Genomic DNA, 18,901 nt, shown 5'->3' on the forward strand with positions numbered 1-18,901 from the left:
GCTTTCGGCAAGCCAGCTTTCGACCAGCGGTTTGTCGACCGACATTTCGTCGCCCGTCGACCCTTCGACCAGCGATTTGATGCCCTACGACCTGTCGTCCGCCGGTTTTTCGGCCAGCGATCTTTCGACAAGCGTGCGTGCTGCTTTGCGATCCACTTTGCCGATTCCTGTTTGGGGAAGTTGCCTGACCACCACGATGGTATCAGGTCGGGATATGCGCGCTAGGTGTTCTCGCACGTGGACCTGTACGCGTTGCTGGATGAGCGACGGCTCCATCGGGCTTGCCACCACCGCCGCAGGGCGTCGGCCCCACACGGAGTCGGCCATGCCGAACACGTGGCATGCCGTGACGCCTTCCACCTGGCAGATGCAACGTTCCACCTCGGCGGGGTAGACGTTTTCGCCGCCGGAGATGAACAGGTCGTCGAGCCGTTCGGCCACGTAGAGCCTGCCGTCTTCGATGCGGGCGCGGTCACCCGTGAGGAAAAATCCCTGCTCAGATGCGGGAAGTTTCGCATTTAAGTAGGCGCTTACGATGGAAGGCCCGCGCAGGGCAAGTTGGCCTATGCCATGCTCGTCGGGGTTGAGGATCGCGGCCTCCACGTGGGGCATGAGGTCCAGGCCGCCGTCGAAGGTGTCGTCCACCAGATGGTGGGCGACTTGGCTGGATGTTTCTGTCATGCCGTAGCTGGCGAACACTCTCGCGTGCGCCCGCTTGGCGGCTTCGATGGTTGCGGGGTTGATGGCTGCGCCGCCCAGCAGCAGGCAGCGGTACTGCGCAAGGGCGCCTTCGCCTGCGCGGGCATCTTCGTCGATCAGGTCCCGCAGGGTCTTGTCCACCACCGACAGGTGGGTGGCGCCAAAGCGTTTCGCGTCGGCCAGCATGCGGGCCGCGTCGAAATGCTCGTACAGCACGACGGGGCAGTGGGAGAGAAATCCCCTGATGACAGCCTGCAAACCTCCGATGTGGCACAAGGGGAGGGCGGCCTGCCAGGAGCCTTGCGAGGTGCAGCCCAAAGGTGCGAGCGAAGCCTGGGCCGAGGCCATGATATTTTCCCAGGTGAGAACTGCGGCTTTGGGAATTCCCGTAGTGCCCGAGGTGAACATGATGACGGCAGATTGCGAGTGGGCGAGGTCTTCGACTAGGGCGTACGGGGCGGGCGCGAGGGCGTCAGGCGCACCGCCGTCGATTGGGCCAGGCTTTTCGGCTGCGTTGGACTGAGTGGCATCGTTGCTCGATGCGGGCTCGTCGTCGGCAGGAAGAGCGCCTCCGGTCCCTTCGCCATCTCCCGCAAGCCAGCGCGCATCCACCGTTGCCGCCACCGCCAGCTTCCCCTCCAGCTGAGCCAGTCGATGCTCCTTTTCCGCCGGGGTCAGCCGGTGGTTCAGCATCACCACGGGGCGTTCCATCTGGGCGCACGCCAGCAGCACCCAGATAACCTTCGGGCAATTCGGCAGGTCAACCGCCACAGCGATTCCGTCCTGCGTCAACAGCGGGCGCAAACGCCTGAAGGCGCGCGCGACCGCAGCCTGCGCACGCCTCTCTGTATAGGCAACTTCGCCGCCCGCCGCATCCACGAAGGTGAGCACGGTCCGCTCGGTCGATTCGTTTATTTCTCCACTCCCATCAGGCATTAGGGAAACCTGGGGAACTGGTCGAAGTCGGGGTCGCGCTTCTCCTTGAACGCGTCGCGGCCCTCTTTGGCCTCGTCGGTGGTGTAGAACAGAAGCGTCGCGTCGCCGGCGAGCTGTTGCAGCCCGGCCAGGCCGTCGGTGGCCGCATTGAACGATGCCTTCATGAAGCGAAGTGCTGTGGGACTGTGCCTGAGAATCTGCTTTGCCCAGCTCACGCACTCGTCTTCCAGCTCGTCGAAGGGGACCACCTTGTTGACCAGGCCCATGTCCAGCGCCTCTTGGGCGGTGTAGAGCCGGCACAGGTACCAGATTTCGCGGGCCTTCTTCTGGCCGACGATGTCCGCCAGGTATCCCGCGCCGTAGCCCGCGTCGAAACTGCCCACGCGGGGGCCGGTCTGGCCGAACTTCGCCGTTTCGGCGGCGATCGACAGGTCGCACAGGATGTGCAGCACGTGCCCGCCGCCCACGGCGTAGCCGTTGACCATGGCGATCACGGGTTTCGGGATGACCCTGATCAGGCGCTGCAGGTCCAGCACGTTCAGGCGGGGGATGCTGTCCTCGCCCACGTAGCCGCCGTTGCCGCGGATCTTCTGGTCGCCGCCGGAGCAGAAGGCCTCGTCCTCGTGGGCGCCTCCGTGGTTCGCGCCCGTGAGTAGGATGACGCCGACGCTTGAGTCGTCCCGTGCGTCGCTGAACGCGTCGATGAGCTCAACGACGGTGAGGGGCGTGAACGCATTTCTTCGTTCGGGCCGGTTGATGGTGATCTTCGCGATGCCTTCGGCCTTCTCGTACACGATTTCGCGGTACGTTTTGGCCGCTTCCCAACAAATGTCGGTCATGGGCTCTCCATTCTCGCAGGGGTTTGACTAGGCGTTTTCGATTCGGATTGCGATGTCTTCGACGGCTTGGGCGCCTTCGGGCATGTCGGGGTAGAGGGCGTAGGTGTGCCATAGGCCCTCGCCGATTTCAAGCTCGATCTGTCCGCCCGCCTCTTCCACCAGGCGCTTGAGCTCCAAGGCGTCCACGAGGAGCACCTCGGTGGATCCGACCTGCGCATATATCGGCGCCAGGCCTTCGAAGGGGCCGTACTGCAGGTTCGGCGGGCAGACCTTTTCGGCTGCGACATCGCCGCACCACACGCGGGGGATTTCGATCAGGCTCACCATGCCGATGATGGGATCGCCGGCGTCGCGTTCCGCCTTGCCAGGCAGCATGTTGCCGAAATCGATCCAGGGCGAAAGCGTGATGATGAGCGCGGGCTGGGGCAAACCTTCGGTCAGCGCTATTTGAGCTGCGGCGATGGTCATGTGCGCGCCCACCGAGTCGCCTGCCACGATGACGTTTTCGGGGGCGGTCTGTTGGAAGACCCAGCGGTAAGCGTCCATCATCGCGGTGTAGGTTTCGGTGTGCCCGTGGGTGGGCGCAAGGGGGTATTCGAGCATGTGCACGCGGCAGCCCAGGCGTTTGACCAGGCTGATTGCCAGCGTCCACTGCGTGTCCATAATGTTGATGAGGAAGGCGCCGCCGTGGTAGTACAGCACGCGCTTGTCGCTGGTGGCGCCGTCCTTCGGCTCGATGGTGATCATGCGGGCGCCGGGTGCGATCTGCTCGTCGGCCACCGCGACCGCGTCGGTGACGAAGTCAGGCACGCGGTAGCGGGTCTTCTGCACCTCGCCCATGGCCTTGACCAGGGCTGCGAAGGGTTCAGGTTCCGAGAACGGCTTCTTGTACTCGGTTTCGATCAGGTTATCGTAGATTGCCTGGGCTTGCGGGCTCAGTCCCATTCGGACTCCTTTCGTGTGGCTGTCGGATTACTACGACGATACCCGAGCAGCTTCGCTCGATTCAATGAACAACCCAGCGCCGATTGTTCATTTTGGTGAGGGGCGTGACGACGGGGACGGCGGGACGACGGGGACGGAGGGTATTGTCCAGTACGGTGTACGGGACAATACCCTCCGTCCCCGTCGTCCCGCCCCTCACCGCTCCCGACCACGCACCATGAGGTGCCGATTGGAACGATTCGTCTGGTTTGTTTCACTTCGCTCCAATACCGTACAAAACTGAGAAATGTACGGTGAAATTGCCAACTTCAGCTCGTAAGATGACCATAGCGCCAAACAAGCACGATAGGAAGGTGGCAGGCATGCCGTACATCACCACGCAAGATGGAACCAAGCTTTACTACGAAGACCGTCCCGCAAAAGACCAGGCCAACGCCTCTGCCGAGGACCTGCTCATCATCCATGGATTGGGTTCGTCCCACTATGACCTGGCGCAGTTCATCGACGATTTGAACGAAACCCATCGCGTCGTCTTCTACGACCAGCGCAACCATGCGGACTCCGACCGCGCTCAGCTTCACTTGAACGTCAAGACCCTCGGCCAAGACCTCAACGACGTCATCGAGCAGCTTGACCTGCGCGACATCAACGCTTTCGGTCACTCCATGGGTGCCGCTGCCATCTTCAGCTACGTCAACCAGTACGGCACGGAGCGCCTATCCAGCATCGGCATTGCAGACATGTCCCCCTATTTGAGCAATGCCGATTGGAAGGGTGGCATCAGGCAGGGCACCTGGACCGACAAGGATTTCATGGGCGACATGGACCGCCTGTTCGACGACGCGGCTTGGGGAGCCTGGCACATCGCCAAAACCCTTATGAATCCGAAACTCCAGGGCATGCCCGCCGACCAGGAAGCGGCTGCCATCGAAGGCATGCGCCCCAACGCCGACCCGCTGGGGTTCCCGGCGCTGTGGTTCTCGCTGTTCTACACCGACCAGCGCCCCGCCCTGGCCAAGATCGACGTGCCCGTGCTCTACCTCATGCCCGAGCTTCCGCTGTATTCCCACGTGAACGTGGACTTCATCGCGAGCCAGGTGAAGGCCGGCTTCACGCTGGAAGAGAACTTCCCCGGAACCACACACCTGATCCTGTCCGAAGCGCCCCACGAGACGGCTGCGGCTGTCGAGCGCTTCCTGGCGGCAACCAAGTAAGCATCGCGCCCGAAAGGACCGACCATGCATTTCACCGAGCCCGTATACCGCAACCCCTACTGGCCCACCTGGCCGCTGCTTGAGGTCACGCAGGGTTGCACCCACAACAAGTGCAAGTTCTGCACGATGTACAAGGGCGTGCGCTTCGACCTGCGCCCGCTCGAAGATATCGAAGCTGACCTGGCCGAACTGCGCTCCACGGTACCGCATGCCCGCACCATCCAGCTGCTGAGCGCCAATCCGCTGGCCCTGCCGTACAGCCGTTTCAAGCCCATTCTCGAGAAGATCAACGAGTATTTGCCGGACATCGAGTTCGTTTACACACAGGGACGCGTCACCGACCTGCGCAACAAGACCGTCGAGCAGTTGCGAGAGCTGCGTGACCTGGGCCTGCGCGAGATTTCCATGGGCACCGAGTCGGGTGACGACTGGACGCTGGACCGGGTGAACAAGGGCTACCACGCCGAGGACATCATCGAGCAGTGCGCCAAGCTGGACGAGGCGGGCATCCGCTACTGGCACTCGTTTCTCAACGGTGTGGCCGGCCGCTCGCACAGCCGCGAGCACGCCGTGAACTCCGCCAAGATCTTCAGCCAGACGAACCCCATGCTCGTGGGCACGGGCGGTCTCACGCTGTTCCCCGGTACGCCGCTTTTGGAAGAAGCGCAGGTAGGGGAGTTCGACCCCTTGTCCGAAAAGGAGATGTTCGAGGAGCTGCTGCTGTTCGTGGAGAATCTGACCTGCGACTGCTCGTTCATCACGCACCACACCATCGGAGGCGAGAACCTGAGCGGTCCGAACTTCCTGGCACGCAAGGACGACATCATCGCGTCGCTGCGTGACGAGATCGAACACGGCGATTTGGACACTATGGCCCGCATCCGCGCGATGAAACGTTCGCTGTAACGGATGCGAACTGGGCCTGACATTTTCAATCAGCTGAAATAAGAAAGAACCGACGAACGAAAGGAATCGAATCATGAACAGGGTATGCGAGATTTTGGGAATCGAGAAGCCGGTCATCCAGGCTCCGATGCTGTGGCTGACCAGCCCCGAGCTGGTGGCTGCCGTCAGCAATGCAGGCGGTTTGGGTGTCATCGGCGTGGGCGCGGGATCCACCGAGCCCGAGGTGTCGCGCGAGGCGACCAACGAGGCGTTCCGCACTGCCGTACGCCGTACGAAGGAGCTTACCACCAGGCCTTTCGGCGTGAACATGATGACGGCGGCGTCCGACCCCAACGGTCATAACGCCGACACCATCGCCATCATGAAGGAAGAGGGCGTGGCTGTGGTCGTGCTCGTGGGCGACGTGTTCGCCGACGGCGAGATCGCCGCGCTCAAGGCCGACGGTTTCAAGGTGGTCGCCCGCCAGCTCAACCCCACGGTTGCCGGCGCCAAGCGCCTGGCCGAGCTCGGCGCGGACATGATTGTGGCTACGGGCTGCGACGAGGGCGGCGTTATGCCGGCCGGTGCGACGGGCACCATGTCGATGGTGGCCCTCATGTCCGAGGCCGTGGACATTCCCGTGCTGGCCGCTGGCGGTATCGTCAACGAGAAGTTCGCCCGCGCGTCCGCCGTGCTGGGTGCCGAAGGTGCCTTCGCAGGCACGCGTTTCATCCTGTCGGAGGAGTGCCGCGCGGCGCAGGCTACCAAGGAGAATCTGCTTTCCGCCGAGGCCGACGACATGGTCACGATTACCGTTTGGGGTGGCGGCGGACGCTGGCGCACCACGCCCACGGCCAAAGCCGTTGCGGCCGCGCAGGCCAATATGGCGGGCGACCTCAATCCTGACCAGGGCGATTACCGCAAGAGCGAGCTTTTGGGCCAGCTCGACGAGGGCATCAACTCCGCCAGCAGCGTCGTGTCCCTGGTGAAGAGCATCGACTCCTGCGCCGACATCGTTGCCGACCTCGCCCGCGGCTACGAATAATTCCCCTAAACAATGGCTGCGGGTTGAGGCGGGATTGCGAAGCTTCCTTTCGTACCACGTCCTCTCCACCCCTCGCTTCACTCGCAGACTTTGTAGAAAGCCCAGGCCGCACGACCTGGGCTTTTCCAGTTGGACAACGGGGACGGAGCCTTTCGTCCACCCGCGTCAACGAACGGACGAAAGGCTCCGTCCCCGTTGTCCAGGGTGCGGCGTTACGAAAGCGAGAGGGAATCGTGCAGCAGGGATGGCACGCAGGTTTCCAGTTGTTCGGCGAAGGTGCTCGCCGGCTGGGCGTTGTTGGACCGGAGCCATTTGAAGGTGGACCACACCTCGAGGCGTATGTAGTGAGCTATCTGAAACTCCAGCAGGTCGTTCAGCTTCAGGCCGCGGAACTTCAGTAAGGTTTCCGTCAGCACCTGCTTGCGGTGGGATTCGATATAGGCCACACCGTAATCCGAGTTCCATTCCGCACATACCTTCAACGCGGATTTCTCCTGCTCAAGCAGCTGGTAGAAATGCTTCATGCCCTCGTTCCACGTGCGGGTGCGCCCCACCTGGTCCAGCGAGATGCTGCTGCAGAAAATGATGTACCAGTAGCAGAAGTCCTCCTGCGAATCGAAGTAACGGTAGAACGTGGAACGGGATATGCCGCTGAGCCGGCAGATTTCCTTAACGGAGAGGTTGCTGTTCGCGCCGTCGACAGAATGCAGAATGCGCAGCTTGCGCTGGAAGTCCTCTGGAATCTGCAGTAGATAGTTGTCGAGCATGCACAATCCCCGTTTCCTGGGTTCGTTCGTTCGCGTTGAGGCCATTGTTGTTTTCGCTGGGCATGAAAGTGCAACCACTATTGTAAGATATCGGATGCGGCATCGGTCAAATCCTGAACCGACATTTGGAATAAAGTATGCCGTTTGGTGGAACACTTGCTCGAAAGTGTCGCATTCCAACGTGCGGCAATCGGCCGATGAGGGTAGGCTATAACCAGCGTATTCTCATTGCATGAAACGGCAGAAAAACGGGGTACTTGCACAGTGAGCAGAGAAAGCTTGCATATCGAAATTACTTGGGATTACGAAGCCGACCTGATAGTAGTGGGTTCCGGTGCGGCGGGTCTTACGGCGAGCATCGAGGCCCGCAAGCAGGGGATGTCGGTCATCGTCGTTGAGTCGCAGCCGAGCTTCGGCGGCACCTCCATCATCTGTGGCGGTGGCATCGTCATACCCAATACGCCCATGCAGCGCCGCCAGGGCATCGTCGATTCTGTGGACGCCATGTACAACGACATGGTGTCGATGACCCGCACGGACAACAACCCTGAAAACCTGCGTGTGTACTGCGAACAGTCCGAGCGCCTATGGGATTGGCTTGAAGGCCAGGACGTCGAATTCATCGACGAGCCCCTTGTGGGGGTGGGCGCGCAGTCGGTGCCTCGCATCCATTACGTCAATGCGCGAAAGATGTGCGAAACGCTGTACGGTAACGCGTGCGAGGCCGGTGCGGTGTTCCATTTCGGAGTGAAAGGCTTGCAGCTGATCCAAGAGCCTGTCACGAAACGCGTGTTGGGCATGCGTGCGGAAGGCACCGATGGCCACAGCGTATGGTACCGCGCCCACAAGGCCGTAGTGGTGGCCACGGGCGGCTATTCGCGCAACACGCAGCTGCTCAACCAGCACATATTCGGCGAAGGTGCCGAAAACATCGCATGCGAGACAGCTCCTGGCGACGACGGGTCGGGGCTTGTCATGTGCATGGAGGCCGGGGCAGACACGAGGCATCTGGGCTACTGCTCCCTGTACACGCAGCAGCATCCCGACGGAGACGGGTCCGTGGGATGCGCCATGTACCATGTGGGCGCCATTCTGGTGAATCGTGCCGGACGGCGTTTCGTGAATGAAGCCCAGGGTTTCGAAGGCGTCTGGGAAGACGTCATGCATCAGCCGGACGGCATCTGCTTCAGCGTCTGGGACGGAAAGATCGCTCAGCAGCAACGCGGCAACAGCTTCCGCTACCACTCCCAACAGAAACTGGAGGAATCCGGGCTGCTGCTGAAGGCGGATAGCCTGGCCGAACTGGCTGAGGCCATGGGCGTCTCGTCGTTCCCGCTGGTGGCAAGCGTGTGCAAATACAACCAGGACCTTTCCGAATACGGGTATGACACCGTGTTCGGACGGCATCATCTCGTGGCTAAGGTGGGCACTCCCGTGGCCATCGACGAGCCGCCGTTTTACGCCTGGAAGACCCGCAGCAGCATCCTGACCACCCACGGCGGCATCCGTAAGGACACGAACTGCCAGGCCATTGACGTGCTTGGGCATCCGATTCCCGGCCTTTTCGTGGCGGGCGGCATCAGCGGCTTCTGCGAGATGGGCATCGTTCCCGGAACGCATCGGTCGGTGGTGGCGTCGGGTCCGAGCCTCGGCGGCGCTTTGGCGCTCGGCCGTTACGCCGCGGAGCGAATCGCGGCATTGGATTGCTGATTCGTTCAAGTTCAAGATTCTACTAAGGCGTCCGGGTTTTCTCGGGCGCCTTATTCGTTTTGGCCGAAACACCCCGACAGGCCACTTCCGATGCGACACTTTTTCAAATGTGTCTCGCAACTCGGCACATATTCCCAAATGCACCCGCTCCACGCGACGCACCGTGCACATCGGCTCTATAATCAGCCGTTTGACCTGCGTATTCTACAGACAGGCGGTCGGGGCGCACCAGTTCCCACAAACGGCATGCGCCCTTTCGACCGCCATCGTCACGCGGTTCATCGTTCCTGACAGAAGGAGGATCCTATGTCCAACAAGTATGATGTCATCGTCGCAGGCGGCGGCCACAACGGCCTGATTACCGCGGCCTATCTGGCCAAGGCGGGCAAGAAGGTTCTGGTGGTCGAAGGCCAGGAGCATGCAGGCGGCGGCCTGCGCACCGAAGAGGTGGCGGCCCCCGGCTTCAAGAGCAACCTGGCGGCTGTCAGCCATGGCTTCATTCAGCCGAACCCGCTCATCCGCAACGACGAACTGGGCCTGCTCTCGAAGTTCGGCCTGGAGTACATCTACCCCGAAAAGCAGACCGCCGTCATCTTCCCCGATGACCGTTCGCTGATCTTCTACCGCGACGTGGACAAGACCTGCGAGTCCATCGCCCAGTTCTCCGAGCACGACGCCGAGGCATACCACAAGTTCTACGCCATGGCGGAAAAGGCCCTCGAGATGATGGTCGCCGGCATGTACAACGGTCCCACGCCCACGTTCGGCGCGTTCTATGCGGGTCTTGAAGGGTCCGAAGAAGGCCGCGACCTGCTGCGCATCCAGCTGGGCAGCAGCGACGCCTTCGTCAACGAGTGGTTCGAAGACGACCACACCAAGGTCGCCTGCAACCGCTTCACCTCTGAGGGCATGTTCGATCCTCGCGAGCAGGGCTCCGGCATGAACCTGCTCATCTTCGTCCCGCTGACCCACAAGTACGGAACCGCCATCCCCAAGGGCGGCTCGATCGAGCTGACCAACTCCATCATCAGGTGCATCGAAGCCAACGGCGGCGAGATCCGCACCAACTCCTGGATCAAGGAGTTCAAGGTCGCCAACGGTACCTGCGAGGGCGTTGTGCTTGAGGACGGCGAAGTGCTGCTGGCAAGCGACGCCGTGGTCACCAACTTCAACATCAAACAGCTCGACGAGACCATGCTGGGCAAGGGCAATGTGAGCGATCGCTATCTGACCAGCGTGAAGAACCTGCGTCCCCAGAGCTATCAGAACATGCTGCAGAGCATCGCTCTGAACGAGGCACCGATGTACAAGGCCGGCGAAGACGCCTCCACGAGCTTCATGGTCGAGTTCGCCTCCGACACCATGGAAGGCTTCTACCGTGAGTTCGACGCCTACAAGTACGGCGAGCCGTGGTTCACGTCGCCGCTGTCCGTGACGAGCACGTTGTGGGATCCGAGCCTGGCTCCCGAGGGCAAGCACTCCCTGTACCTGTACAGCTACCAGCCCTACGAGCTGAAGGGCGGCGCGCAGCGCTGGGACGAAGGCATGAAGGAAGAAGTGGCGGGCAAGGTTCTGGAGTTCATCCAGTCCCGCGCCACCAACATGGGCCCCGAGAACATCGTGGGTCAGTACACCATGTGCCCGCGTGACTTCGAGCGCTGGAATCCGTCTTGGATCGGCGGCAACTTCTCCCACATCGGCTGCTACCTCAATCAGAACTACGGCAACCGCCCGTTCCCCGAGGTGCAGGACAACCGCCTGCCGCTGGACCACATGTACATCTGCGGCCCCAGCGCGTTCCCGGGCGGCGGCGTCATCGGCGGCGGCCGTGCGGTGGCACAGGTAGTCATGGAGGACCTGGGCATCGACTTCTTCGACGTTGTCGGTTAACCCGTAGGTTGACGGAATAGATTCCGTACCTGGTTGTATGGCATCCGGCCTTGCGTTGCGGGGCCGGGTGCCCGCTCATGCGGGCGGCGAAGGTTGCTGCGCGTCCGCATGAGCGCTGTTCGATAGAGGAGATGATCGTTGTGAAGAAGACGTTGGCCCTGTTGGTAGCCGTGCTGGGCGCATGGCTTGTGGTGTCGCCGTGGTTCGTGGGCTATGCCGACATGCCCACGAGGTTCGTGGATATGGCGCTTGGCGCGGTCCTTATCGTGCTGTTCGTGCTGCTGTCTTCGGCTTTGGGCAAAATCAAGCAAGGGGACAAGACCCCCAACGGGCATCTGACGGCCATGATGGTTGTCGGTGTGGTTCTGGTGGTCGAAGGCATCGTGGGCGCTGTTGCGCTGGGCCATTCGGTGGGATCCGTGGTGAACGAAATCGTGGTCGGCGTGCTGGTGGCCGCCTTCGCACGCTTCGCCATGCTGGTGCCGGATGTGAAGAAGGTCGGCATGAACGGTCTGGACGACCGCGAGATCATGCTTATCCAGAAGATCGGCGTGATGGAGGATTGCAATGCCATCCAGATGCGCTGCAAGGCCTTCGGCAGCATGCCGCTGGCGGTGAAAATTACTCCTGAGCAGCTGCTGAGCCTTCTTGGCATCATTCCTTTCGAACTGGTGAAAGCCCTGCCGAAGATGCTTCTTGAGGGCATCAAGGGATCCAAGGCCCAGGACCAGTCGAAATAATCGCGTGTGACGTGTGATGCGGGGGTTTCGAATCGAGCACGATTCCCTTGCAGAGTCACACTTTGAAGGCCAGGTCACACGACCTGGCCTTTCCCATATTGGAGCGTGCGTCTGCGGGGTTTTGGAACAGGGGACGGGTTTGGTGTTCCACGCTTGCGGGTGGACTTTGGGGACACTGATAATTGACTTGGCCGGGTTGGCGTGCGCCACCCGGCTGGGCGATAATGGCGCCGGGCCCGCCCCAGTGACCCCATTAGGGACCGTCCGCGCGAGCGTGACCTTGCTCCGATCAGTCCTGGAGGGCCCGGCGCCGGAGGCCATTCCCATGACCTCATAGGAGCTTGGCGTTGCCGCCTTCGCACCCGAAACAAGCGAAGTGTACCACACGCCCCGTCAGTGTCTTGTCTGGGACGGACCCTCCGCCGCCGCGAACCTGGAAAAGAAGGACGAGGGAGGGTGAATGGAGTGCACGGCAGGGGCGCCGGCGTTCGCCGGCGTCGACACCCACAAGGAGACGAACATGCTGGCCCTCAAGGACGGGCTCGGCCGCACGGTCGGAATCTGGGAGTTCCCGGCGAACCCCGCCGGCTACGACGCGCTCGCCGACGCGATCGGCGACACCTCCGTGCCGGTCGGCGTCGAGGGCGCCCGGTCCTACGGCGCGGGCCTCGCGCAGAGGCTCGCCGAGCTCGGCTACGAGGTCCGCGAGGTCGTCAGGCCGCGCCGCGAGCAGCGCCGCCGCGGCAAGACCGACGAGATCGACGCGCTGGCGGCGTGCGACAACCTGGCCGCCGGCAGGAGCATGCCCGCCAAGGAGATGGAGGGGGGCGCCGCGGCCCTGCGCTGGCTGATGGTCGCCCGCGAGCAGGAGGTCGCCCACATGACGAGGCTCGCCTGCTGCATGGACTCCATGCTGGTCACGGCGCCCTACGGCGTCCGCGAACGGTGGCGCGGCCTCGAAGGCGCCGCCCTGATGCGGGCCGTCGCCGCGGGCAGGCCCAAGGACGCGGCCGGCCGCACGATGAGGGAGGTCGCGAAAAGCTGGCTGGGGGCCGAGGCGCGCGCGGGCAGGCTCGAGGCGGAGATCCTGGAGCTGATGGCGCGCTCGTACCCCGCCCTGATCGGCGCGCCGTGCGTCGGCGCGATCAGCGGCGCCCGCATCGTCCTGGCCGCCGGGTCCAACCCGTCCCGCCTGGGCGGCGAGGCCGCCTTCTCGATGCTCTGCGGCACCTCGCCCGTGCCCGCGTCGTCGGGCAACACCGTCCGGCACCGCCTGAACCGGGGCGGCAACCGCCAGGCCAACCGGGCCGTCCACGAGATCGCCCGCGCGAGGATGTCCCACGACCCGCGCACGAAGGCCTACATCGCGCGGAAGATGTCGGAGGGCAAGACCAAGCGCGAGGCCGTCCGCTGCCTGTGCCGCTACATCGCCCGCGAAATCTACCGCCTGCTCACGGGCCCGCAGGAGCCCCCCTGCGACCAGTCCGCCCTCGCGGAGAGGCGCAAGGCCTGCGGCCTGACCCAGAGGCAGGCGGCGGAGGGCGCGGGAATCACGAGGGCGAAGGTCGGTGGGCTCGAGAGGCTCGCCGAGTTCGACACCGAATCGCTGCTGAGATACGACGCGTTCCTAAGGGAGGTGGAGGCGGAAAAGGGGCTTGACAGCATATAGGAGCATCGGAGCCTTTTGTCCGTTCGTTGGTGGACTTTGGGGACGGAGCCTTTCGTCCGTTCGTTGACGCTCGGTGGATAATGTCCACCGATGGGACAAAGGGCTACGTCCCCAATGTCCACAATGTCCACCCAATGTCCACCCCCGTTCCATCCTGCGGTCTGGCTTCGGATTGCAACCTGCGTTTCGCACTTTGGCGCCAAGGCGGGCGTGCCTTTCGATACGCAAATCTCTTCCAGATACGCGTTGCAGCATTTCAAGGCTGCTTCGACGCGATACTATGTCCCAAACAACGGAAGAGAAGGTGACCTCATGATTGAAAACTGGCGCGGTGCATTTACCGACCGCATTCTCGAGCGCGGGCGGAATTGCTGGCGCAACGGACAGGTAGCCATCAAAACGGCGAACGACACCACGTGCTCCGCCACCGTTGCGGGCACGCAGGTCTACAGAGTCAGTGTGCCGATGTCGGGCGCGCTTGCAAGGGCCACGTGCACATGCCCCCATTTCGCGAAGGGGAACATGTGCAAGCACATCGCAGCCGTCCTGTACGCGTTGGAAGCTGGCGATTCGAACGAGACGTGCGTCGAATCTCCTGTTCAAGACACTCAGGACATATCGTCCCGCGCCAATAGGGAGAACATTCTCGACATGATGTCGGAAGATGACCTGCGCGGCTTTGTCCGGGAGCTCATGGGTGAAGACGAGCGCCTGGAGCGTCGGGTTCTCTCTCGGATGGGCGTCGTTGACCTGAAGCAGGCGAAATCCGACCTCCGGAAGCTGACCACCGATCTCATGCGGACCTACGAGCACAGCGGCATGATTGACTGGAGATATTCGCTGGATTTCGAGAACGAGTATCTGGCAGGCGTTGACGACATCGTCGAGCCGTTCCGGACCACCCAAGACGTCGACGGGTTGATGGAGCTTGTCGTCGTCCGTTTAATGCAGCTCCAGCGCATACGCATCGACGATTCGGACGGGTTCTTCTCAACGGCTCTCTACCCTGTTCGAGACGATATGAAAAAAGCCTTCATCTGGGCAGACGTCAAGCAACGGCGCAAGATGCTCCAAACCCTGAATAGTTTTCTGCAGAAAAAACCTGGCACCAACCGCAACGACATGTACTGGTTTTTGGAGGACTGTGTCCAGGGTTTTCTGCTGGACGCGTTTCCAACCGATCCGGAACTTGCGCAGGACGTGATCGCCATGGCGGACAGCCGCATCGCCGAGCTGCCCGCGCAGTGCAATGACCGTGGCTATGACAGAAACGGAGCAGACCGTCGTCAATGGAAGATGGGGCGTTTGATGGCGCTGTCCAGCACGGATGCGTCCTTCGACGAGCTGACTGAAGCCGCTGATGAATTGCTTGGCGAAGCGAAGGCGGTACGTGTGCTTTCGGATGCGCTTTTGCGAGAGGGCAGGGTCGACGAGGCGTTGGGGATGTTGCGGGACAACGTCGACGCTTTCGACGAGCGGCGTAGGGGAGACGATCGGCCGCCCCGTGTGGTTGACCGACTCATCGAGCTGACTGAGCAGTACAAACCCGTAGCCGAGCGAGAGGTGTTGCTGACTTGGCTTTTACAGAATCCTCCGGGCAAATGCTCCGCGAAAGACTTAGAGACATGGTATGACGCGCTGCATGGGTTGACGGGCGAACAATCCTGGTCGCAGACGCGCGGGGCCTTGATGGCGACGATGCCGGCGGGTGCGAAGCAGACGTGCCTGGCGCACGAGGACTCTTTAGACGAGCTGTACGAGTGCATCATGGCAGATGGCGGCGGGGATTTGTGGAAATACGAAAGCTTGCTTTCCGATCGGTATCCGCAGGCTTACCTCGAGTTGTATTTGGATCAGGCACGCTTCGAACTGAATAATTCGCGCGATCGTCGGGAATATAACCGGGCGGCGCGTGCCCTGAAGAAAGTGGTGGCCTTCGAAGGTGGGTTCGAAATCGCCCAGGCCGAGGCTGAGGCGGTCGTCGCGGCAAACCCGCGCAAGACTGCTCTGGCCGATGAGCTGCGCAAAGTTGGGTTTGCGGTCTAGGGCCACGCCGTTTCCCGTTCCAAACCCGCCTCTTTGTTTCGCCCTGGCATCTCGTCTGCCGTTCAAGCCTGTGCTACACTCGACGGCGAAGGTGCCGCATCCATCGGCGTGCGACTGGCAGGAGGTCGTCATGGGTCGAAAGCCGTATTCGAACGTGTACAACATCATGCTTCCTGTGTGGCTGCTTGTGTTCTGGCCATCGTATCTGTGGCTGTTGCTCATCCCGCTGAATTACCTGATAGACCGCATCGTTTTGAAGTGGGGTCTAGGGAAGATGCCCGATGCGGGCGCGTTCTGCCGGCGCCATACGTGGAAGATCTGCCTGGCTGGATTCGCCAGCGATTTCGTCGGCATGCTCATGTTGCTGGCATTGTTCCTGATTCCGACGCTGGCGGCGGACGGCTCTGCGTTCGAGGCCGTGATTCACGACATCGGATACGGCATTGGGTTCAATCCTTTCACGAACATTGTGGCGTTTCTCGTTGTGGCTTTGGCCGTGGCGGTATCGGGGTTGTGCATTTACGCGCTGGACCGGTTCATCCTCGTCCGGGCGGGCCTCGATCCGGTCCAGGCCAAGCGCTGCGCATTGCGCCTGGCCCTGATAACTGCTCCGTACCTGTTCTTCTTCCCGTCGAGCATCATCTACAGCCCACCGTTCTACACGTTCTAGCGCGGCCTGGACGTTGGGTGGACTTTGGGGACACTGATAATTGACTTGGCCGGGTTGGCGTGCGCCGCCCGGCTGGGCGATAATGGCACCGGGCCCGCCCCAGTGACCCCATTGGGGACCGTCCGCGCGAGCGTGACCTCGCTCCGATCAGTCCTGGAGGGCCCGGCGCCGGAGGCCATTCCCATGACCTCATAGGAGCTTGGCGTTCCCGCCTTCGCACCCGAAACAAGCGAAGTGTACCACACGCCCCGTCAGTGTCAACGAACGGACAAAAGGCTCCGTCCCCATCGTCCCGCACGTCGCCGATGTCCCGCAGAACGTCAACGAACGGACAAAAGGCTCCGTCCCCATCGTCCCGCACGTCGCCGATGTCCCGCAGAACGTCAACGAACGGACAAAAGGCTCCGTCCCCAGTGTCCCGCACCCAGTGTCCCGCACGAGAGAGGGCCATTCGGCCCATTTGTCGCGTTCTGGTTGTTGCAAGGCCTCTGGAAATGTAAAACTATATATACATGCGATGACAGCGCCCGCTGCCCGGTTGCGCTGCTGAGCTGGTTGTTGGGCCGCAGGGGAGTCTGCCGCGGCAATGCCGTCGGCTTAACGAAGGAGGAACGTCATGTCACGCGCGTCGACCCGCAATTCCGTTCGCCGTTTCCGCTTGCTGCTGGCCTTCGCTATGGCCGTTGTTTTCGCGCTGGGCTTCGGCGTTGCGGGATGCTCGTCGGACGGATCGGATGAAGGCGCCGACGAAATCGCCGCGCCCGTCCAGGCGGACTATTACGGCCAATGGGTCGTATCCTCCATCGAATCCGACGGCGGCGGCAGCGGCATCACGAACCAAGAGGAGCTCGAATCCCAGAAGGAACTCGGAAACGATACGGTTTTCACCTTTAACGAAGACGGCTCGGCGACGTTGACCCTGTACGGCTCCGATTTCGAAGCCACCTGGGATTATGCGGACTCGGGCGAAAGCACCGTGGAGGTTTTGGGCGAAACCTTCGATATGGACGTTTCCGGCAACACCCTCACGCTCACCAAGGATGACACGGTATTCAACTGCAAGCGCTACGGCGCTGCTGCTCCGACGATCAGCGACGAGCGGACGTCGCTTGCCGACGTGAAAGGGTACGTCGGCGACCGCCAGAGCCCCGAGCTGCGTCCCGGCTGGAACGAAAGCGACGGCAAGCGCATCTACGTGAACGAAGACGGCTCGCTGCCCGACGGTTGGATGGACGTGGACGGCGCCAAGTACTGCTTCGTGCACGGCGCTCCGCGCACGGGCTTGTTCCTGGACGGCGACTACTACTACTTCACGAACGAAGAAGGCGCCATGCAGACCGGCTGGCAGGACATCGACATGGACCGCTACTACTTCGATCAGGAATCCGGTCAGGCGCTCATCGGCTGGCAGCAGCTCGACGGCGCGTGGTACGCCTTCGACGAGCAGGGCAGGATGCATACCCAGTGGTACCGCATCTCTGAGTCCGAAGAGTACTACATGGGTGACGACGGCAAGATGTGCACCGGCTGGGTGGACATCGAAGGGTCCTCATACTATTTCGATGCGAACGGCAAGCTGCAGAAGGACACTTGGATAGGCAACAACTACGTGAACGAATCCGGCCAGTGGGTCGAGGGCATCAAGCCGCTGCCCGACAGCGGCACGGTGTTCGTGGGCGGATCGGGCATCTCATCTGCCACCGTGGAGGGCAGTACGGATCGCAACGCTCTGGTCAAGTTCAAGGACGGCTCGGGCAACGAGGTTGCGGTGTTCTTCGTGGGCAAGGGCGAAACCGTGACCGTGAGCATGCCTGGTGGTTACTACTATATGTATGTCGCGTACGGCGGCGACCAGTGGTACGGCGAAGACAGCGAATACCCCTTCGGCGACGAAACCACCTTCTCGAAGGATGACGAAGGCGCCGACTTCTCCAACTACACTTGGCAATACACGCTGTATACGGTTTCTAACGGCAACCTGCACATGGACTCCATCGGAGCCGACGAATTCTAGCGGCGAAGCTGCGGATGGTGAAACGCGCCCTCCGCAGCCTGACGCATTCGCCGCGGGGCTTCGCATACGAGGCCGCCGTGGCCCGAGCGCGGTGGGGGACATTGGGGACGGAGCCCATTGTCCGTTCGTTGACGCTTTGCCTCAGCTGGAGCTAAAGGCTCATGCTAGCCGTCCACTGTCGATACAGCGGAACGCAAACACCCACGGCGTAACATTAACACACGAGGAAAGGCACCGGGCTGAGTCGGTGCCTTTCCTTCGGGGGGGGGTATGTCATGCCCTCTTACGAGACTGTTCCCCGCATGGTCTGCCCACCGTTGGGGTGGCATTCTCCACAGATGTCTACTTGTTCGGAATGTCCCTTGTGACACTCGTTGCAGTATTGAACTGTGCCATGTATGGAGTCGTGCGGGTTGTAATCCCCCAATGATTCGGTTGCCGTGGCCAGGTCCTCCCAAGTCCCATGACAAGCGAAGCACTTGTCGTTGTCTACAAAATACGTGCTGGTCAGTTCAGGCTCGGAGCCATCTTCGGTTTCGATACCCGAAAGCTGGTCGGGTAGGTCGGACCCATGGCACGAGGTGCAGTCGTAACCAAGCGCGGTGTGAAAGCTGGCAAGACCCGCGCCGCCGTCGCAGTTCTCGACATGCAGCTGATAGCTTGCGGTGTCAAACGTGGCCGAGTCCGTAGCATCGCCATCCGAGGATGTTGCGTTGGTGCCGCTAGGCGAGCAGCCAATGGCCAGCGCGACAAGCAGGGCGCCGATGGTACCGGCCACGAGGGTGAGCTTATTCTTGGAGGTCGTGTGCGATGCTCTCTGAATCCTCTTCAT

15 protein-coding genes are annotated in these 18,901 nt (G+C 61.8%); 10 read left to right on the plus strand and 5 right to left on the minus strand.

Annotated features, from left to right (window positions below; translation table 11 throughout):
• Positions 1 to 84: 84 nt before the first annotated feature.
• The 3 genes from SHEL_RS02020 to SHEL_RS02030 are packed head-to-tail and all read right to left on the minus strand — an operon-like array spanning position 85 to position 3,419.
• Positions 85 to 1,635 (minus strand): AMP-binding protein, encoded by a 1,551-nt coding sequence (locus SHEL_RS02020; RefSeq protein WP_083762183.1) that lies wholly within the window; start codon positions 1,633 to 1,635, stop codon positions 85 to 87.
• On the minus strand, positions 1,635 to 2,474 hold the full coding sequence (gene menB, locus SHEL_RS02025) for a 1,4-dihydroxy-2-naphthoyl-CoA synthase (RefSeq protein ID WP_012797581.1): 840 nt from the start codon (positions 2,472 to 2,474) through the stop codon (positions 1,635 to 1,637). Before menB ends, SHEL_RS02020 begins: the two co-directional genes overlap by 1 nt.
• A 27-nt stretch (positions 2,475 to 2,501) precedes the next feature.
• Positions 2,502 to 3,419: an alpha/beta hydrolase gene (locus tag SHEL_RS02030; RefSeq protein WP_012797582.1), complete on the minus strand. Its 918-nt coding sequence runs from the start codon at positions 3,417 to 3,419 to the stop codon at positions 2,502 to 2,504.
• 362 nt (positions 3,420 to 3,781) lie between these two features.
• Between SHEL_RS02030 and SHEL_RS02035 the strand changes: the two genes are divergently transcribed.
• From SHEL_RS02035 to SHEL_RS02045, 3 genes are all read left to right on the plus strand, one after another.
• Complete coding sequence (locus tag SHEL_RS02035) at positions 3,782 to 4,633, plus strand: alpha/beta fold hydrolase (RefSeq protein WP_012797583.1); 852 nt, start codon at positions 3,782 to 3,784, stop codon at positions 4,631 to 4,633.
• A gap of 24 nt (positions 4,634 to 4,657) precedes the next feature.
• Positions 4,658 to 5,539: a radical SAM protein gene (locus tag SHEL_RS02040; protein WP_012797584.1), complete on the plus strand. Its 882-nt coding sequence runs from the start codon at positions 4,658 to 4,660 to the stop codon at positions 5,537 to 5,539.
• A gap of 73 nt (positions 5,540 to 5,612) precedes the next feature.
• The gene (locus SHEL_RS02045; RefSeq protein WP_012797585.1) at positions 5,613 to 6,563 is read left to right on the plus strand and encodes an NAD(P)H-dependent flavin oxidoreductase; all 951 of its coding nucleotides are present in this window, start codon (positions 5,613 to 5,615) and stop codon (positions 6,561 to 6,563) included.
• 212 nt (positions 6,564 to 6,775) lie between these two features.
• Here the strand turns inward: SHEL_RS02045 and SHEL_RS02050 are convergent, their stop codons facing one another.
• Positions 6,776 to 7,330: a TetR/AcrR family transcriptional regulator gene (locus SHEL_RS02050; protein ID WP_012797586.1), complete on the minus strand. Its 555-nt coding sequence runs from the start codon at positions 7,328 to 7,330 to the stop codon at positions 6,776 to 6,778.
• A gap of 279 nt (positions 7,331 to 7,609) precedes the next feature.
• Here SHEL_RS02050 and SHEL_RS02055 point away from each other — a divergent pair, with 279 nt between their 5' ends.
• The 7 genes from SHEL_RS02055 (at position 7,610) to SHEL_RS02085 (ending at position 18,069) form a co-directional block, all read left to right on the plus strand.
• A complete protein-coding gene (locus SHEL_RS02055; RefSeq protein WP_169304491.1) occupies positions 7,610 to 9,040 on the plus strand; it encodes an FAD-dependent oxidoreductase in 1,431 nt (476 codons plus the stop codon).
• 306 nt (positions 9,041 to 9,346) lie between these two features.
• Positions 9,347 to 10,930, plus strand: a complete 1,584-nt coding sequence (locus SHEL_RS02060) for a phytoene desaturase family protein (protein ID WP_012797588.1) — start codon at positions 9,347 to 9,349, stop codon at positions 10,928 to 10,930.
• Positions 10,931 to 11,070: 140 nt separating this feature from the next.
• Entirely contained in the window at positions 11,071 to 11,670 is a 600-nt protein-coding gene (locus SHEL_RS02065; RefSeq protein WP_126513726.1) for an SPW repeat domain-containing protein, read from the plus strand.
• A gap of 460 nt (positions 11,671 to 12,130) precedes the next feature.
• On the plus strand, positions 12,131 to 13,339 hold the full coding sequence (locus SHEL_RS02070; protein ID WP_012797590.1) for an IS110 family RNA-guided transposase: 1,209 nt from the start codon (positions 12,131 to 12,133) through the stop codon (positions 13,337 to 13,339).
• A 312-nt stretch (positions 13,340 to 13,651) separates the two neighbouring features.
• Positions 13,652 to 15,385: an SWIM zinc finger family protein gene (locus tag SHEL_RS02075; RefSeq protein WP_012797591.1), complete on the plus strand. Its 1,734-nt coding sequence runs from the start codon at positions 13,652 to 13,654 to the stop codon at positions 15,383 to 15,385.
• 130 nt (positions 15,386 to 15,515) lie between these two features.
• The gene (locus SHEL_RS02080) at positions 15,516 to 16,055 is read left to right on the plus strand and encodes a hypothetical protein (protein ID WP_012797592.1); all 540 of its coding nucleotides are present in this window, start codon (positions 15,516 to 15,518) and stop codon (positions 16,053 to 16,055) included.
• A 616-nt stretch (positions 16,056 to 16,671) separates the two neighbouring features.
• Complete coding sequence (locus tag SHEL_RS02085; protein WP_012797593.1) at positions 16,672 to 18,069, plus strand: N-acetylmuramoyl-L-alanine amidase family protein; 1,398 nt, start codon at positions 16,672 to 16,674, stop codon at positions 18,067 to 18,069.
• A gap of 283 nt (positions 18,070 to 18,352) precedes the next feature.
• Here the strand turns inward: SHEL_RS02085 and SHEL_RS02090 are convergent, their stop codons facing one another.
• On the minus strand, positions 18,353 to 18,901 hold the full coding sequence (locus SHEL_RS02090; RefSeq protein ID WP_012797594.1) for a cytochrome c3 family protein: 549 nt from the start codon (positions 18,899 to 18,901) through the stop codon (positions 18,353 to 18,355).

The organism is Slackia heliotrinireducens DSM 20476 (assembly GCF_000023885.1).
In the GTDB taxonomy this organism is placed as follows: Bacteria; Actinomycetota; Coriobacteriia; order Coriobacteriales; family Eggerthellaceae; genus Slackia; species Slackia heliotrinireducens.

What these genes read in the sequence shown, in the direction of transcription:
- SHEL_RS02045 (WP_012797585.1), top strand. Translation starts at nt 5,613, where the DNA reads ATGAACAGGGTATGCGAGATTTTGGGAATCGAGAAGCCGGTCATCCAG.
- SHEL_RS02070 (WP_012797590.1), top strand. Translation starts at nt 12,131, where the DNA reads ATGGAGTGCACGGCAGGGGCGCCGGCGTTCGCCGGCGTCGACACCCAC.
- SHEL_RS02060 (WP_012797588.1), top strand. Translation starts at nt 9,347, where the DNA reads ATGTCCAACAAGTATGATGTCATCGTCGCAGGCGGCGGCCACAACGGC.
- SHEL_RS02075 (WP_012797591.1), top strand. Translation starts at nt 13,652, where the DNA reads ATGATTGAAAACTGGCGCGGTGCATTTACCGACCGCATTCTCGAGCGC.
- SHEL_RS02085 (WP_012797593.1), top strand. Translation starts at nt 16,672, where the DNA reads ATGTCACGCGCGTCGACCCGCAATTCCGTTCGCCGTTTCCGCTTGCTG.
- SHEL_RS02040 (WP_012797584.1), top strand. Translation starts at nt 4,658, where the DNA reads ATGCATTTCACCGAGCCCGTATACCGCAACCCCTACTGGCCCACCTGG.
- menB (WP_012797581.1), bottom strand. Translation starts at nt 2,474, where the DNA reads ATGACCGACATTTGTTGGGAAGCGGCCAAAACGTACCGCGAAATCGTG.
- SHEL_RS02050 (WP_012797586.1), bottom strand. Translation starts at nt 7,330, where the DNA reads ATGCTCGACAACTATCTACTGCAGATTCCAGAGGACTTCCAGCGCAAG.
- SHEL_RS02020 (WP_083762183.1), bottom strand. Translation starts at nt 1,635, where the DNA reads ATGCCTGATGGGAGTGGAGAAATAAACGAATCGACCGAGCGGACCGTG.
- SHEL_RS02080 (WP_012797592.1), top strand. Translation starts at nt 15,516, where the DNA reads ATGGGTCGAAAGCCGTATTCGAACGTGTACAACATCATGCTTCCTGTG.
- SHEL_RS02090 (WP_012797594.1), bottom strand. Translation starts at nt 18,901, where the DNA reads ATGAAGAGGATTCAGAGAGCATCGCACACGACCTCCAAGAATAAGCTC.
- SHEL_RS02035 (WP_012797583.1), top strand. Translation starts at nt 3,782, where the DNA reads ATGCCGTACATCACCACGCAAGATGGAACCAAGCTTTACTACGAAGAC.
- SHEL_RS02030 (WP_012797582.1), bottom strand. Translation starts at nt 3,419, where the DNA reads ATGGGACTGAGCCCGCAAGCCCAGGCAATCTACGATAACCTGATCGAA.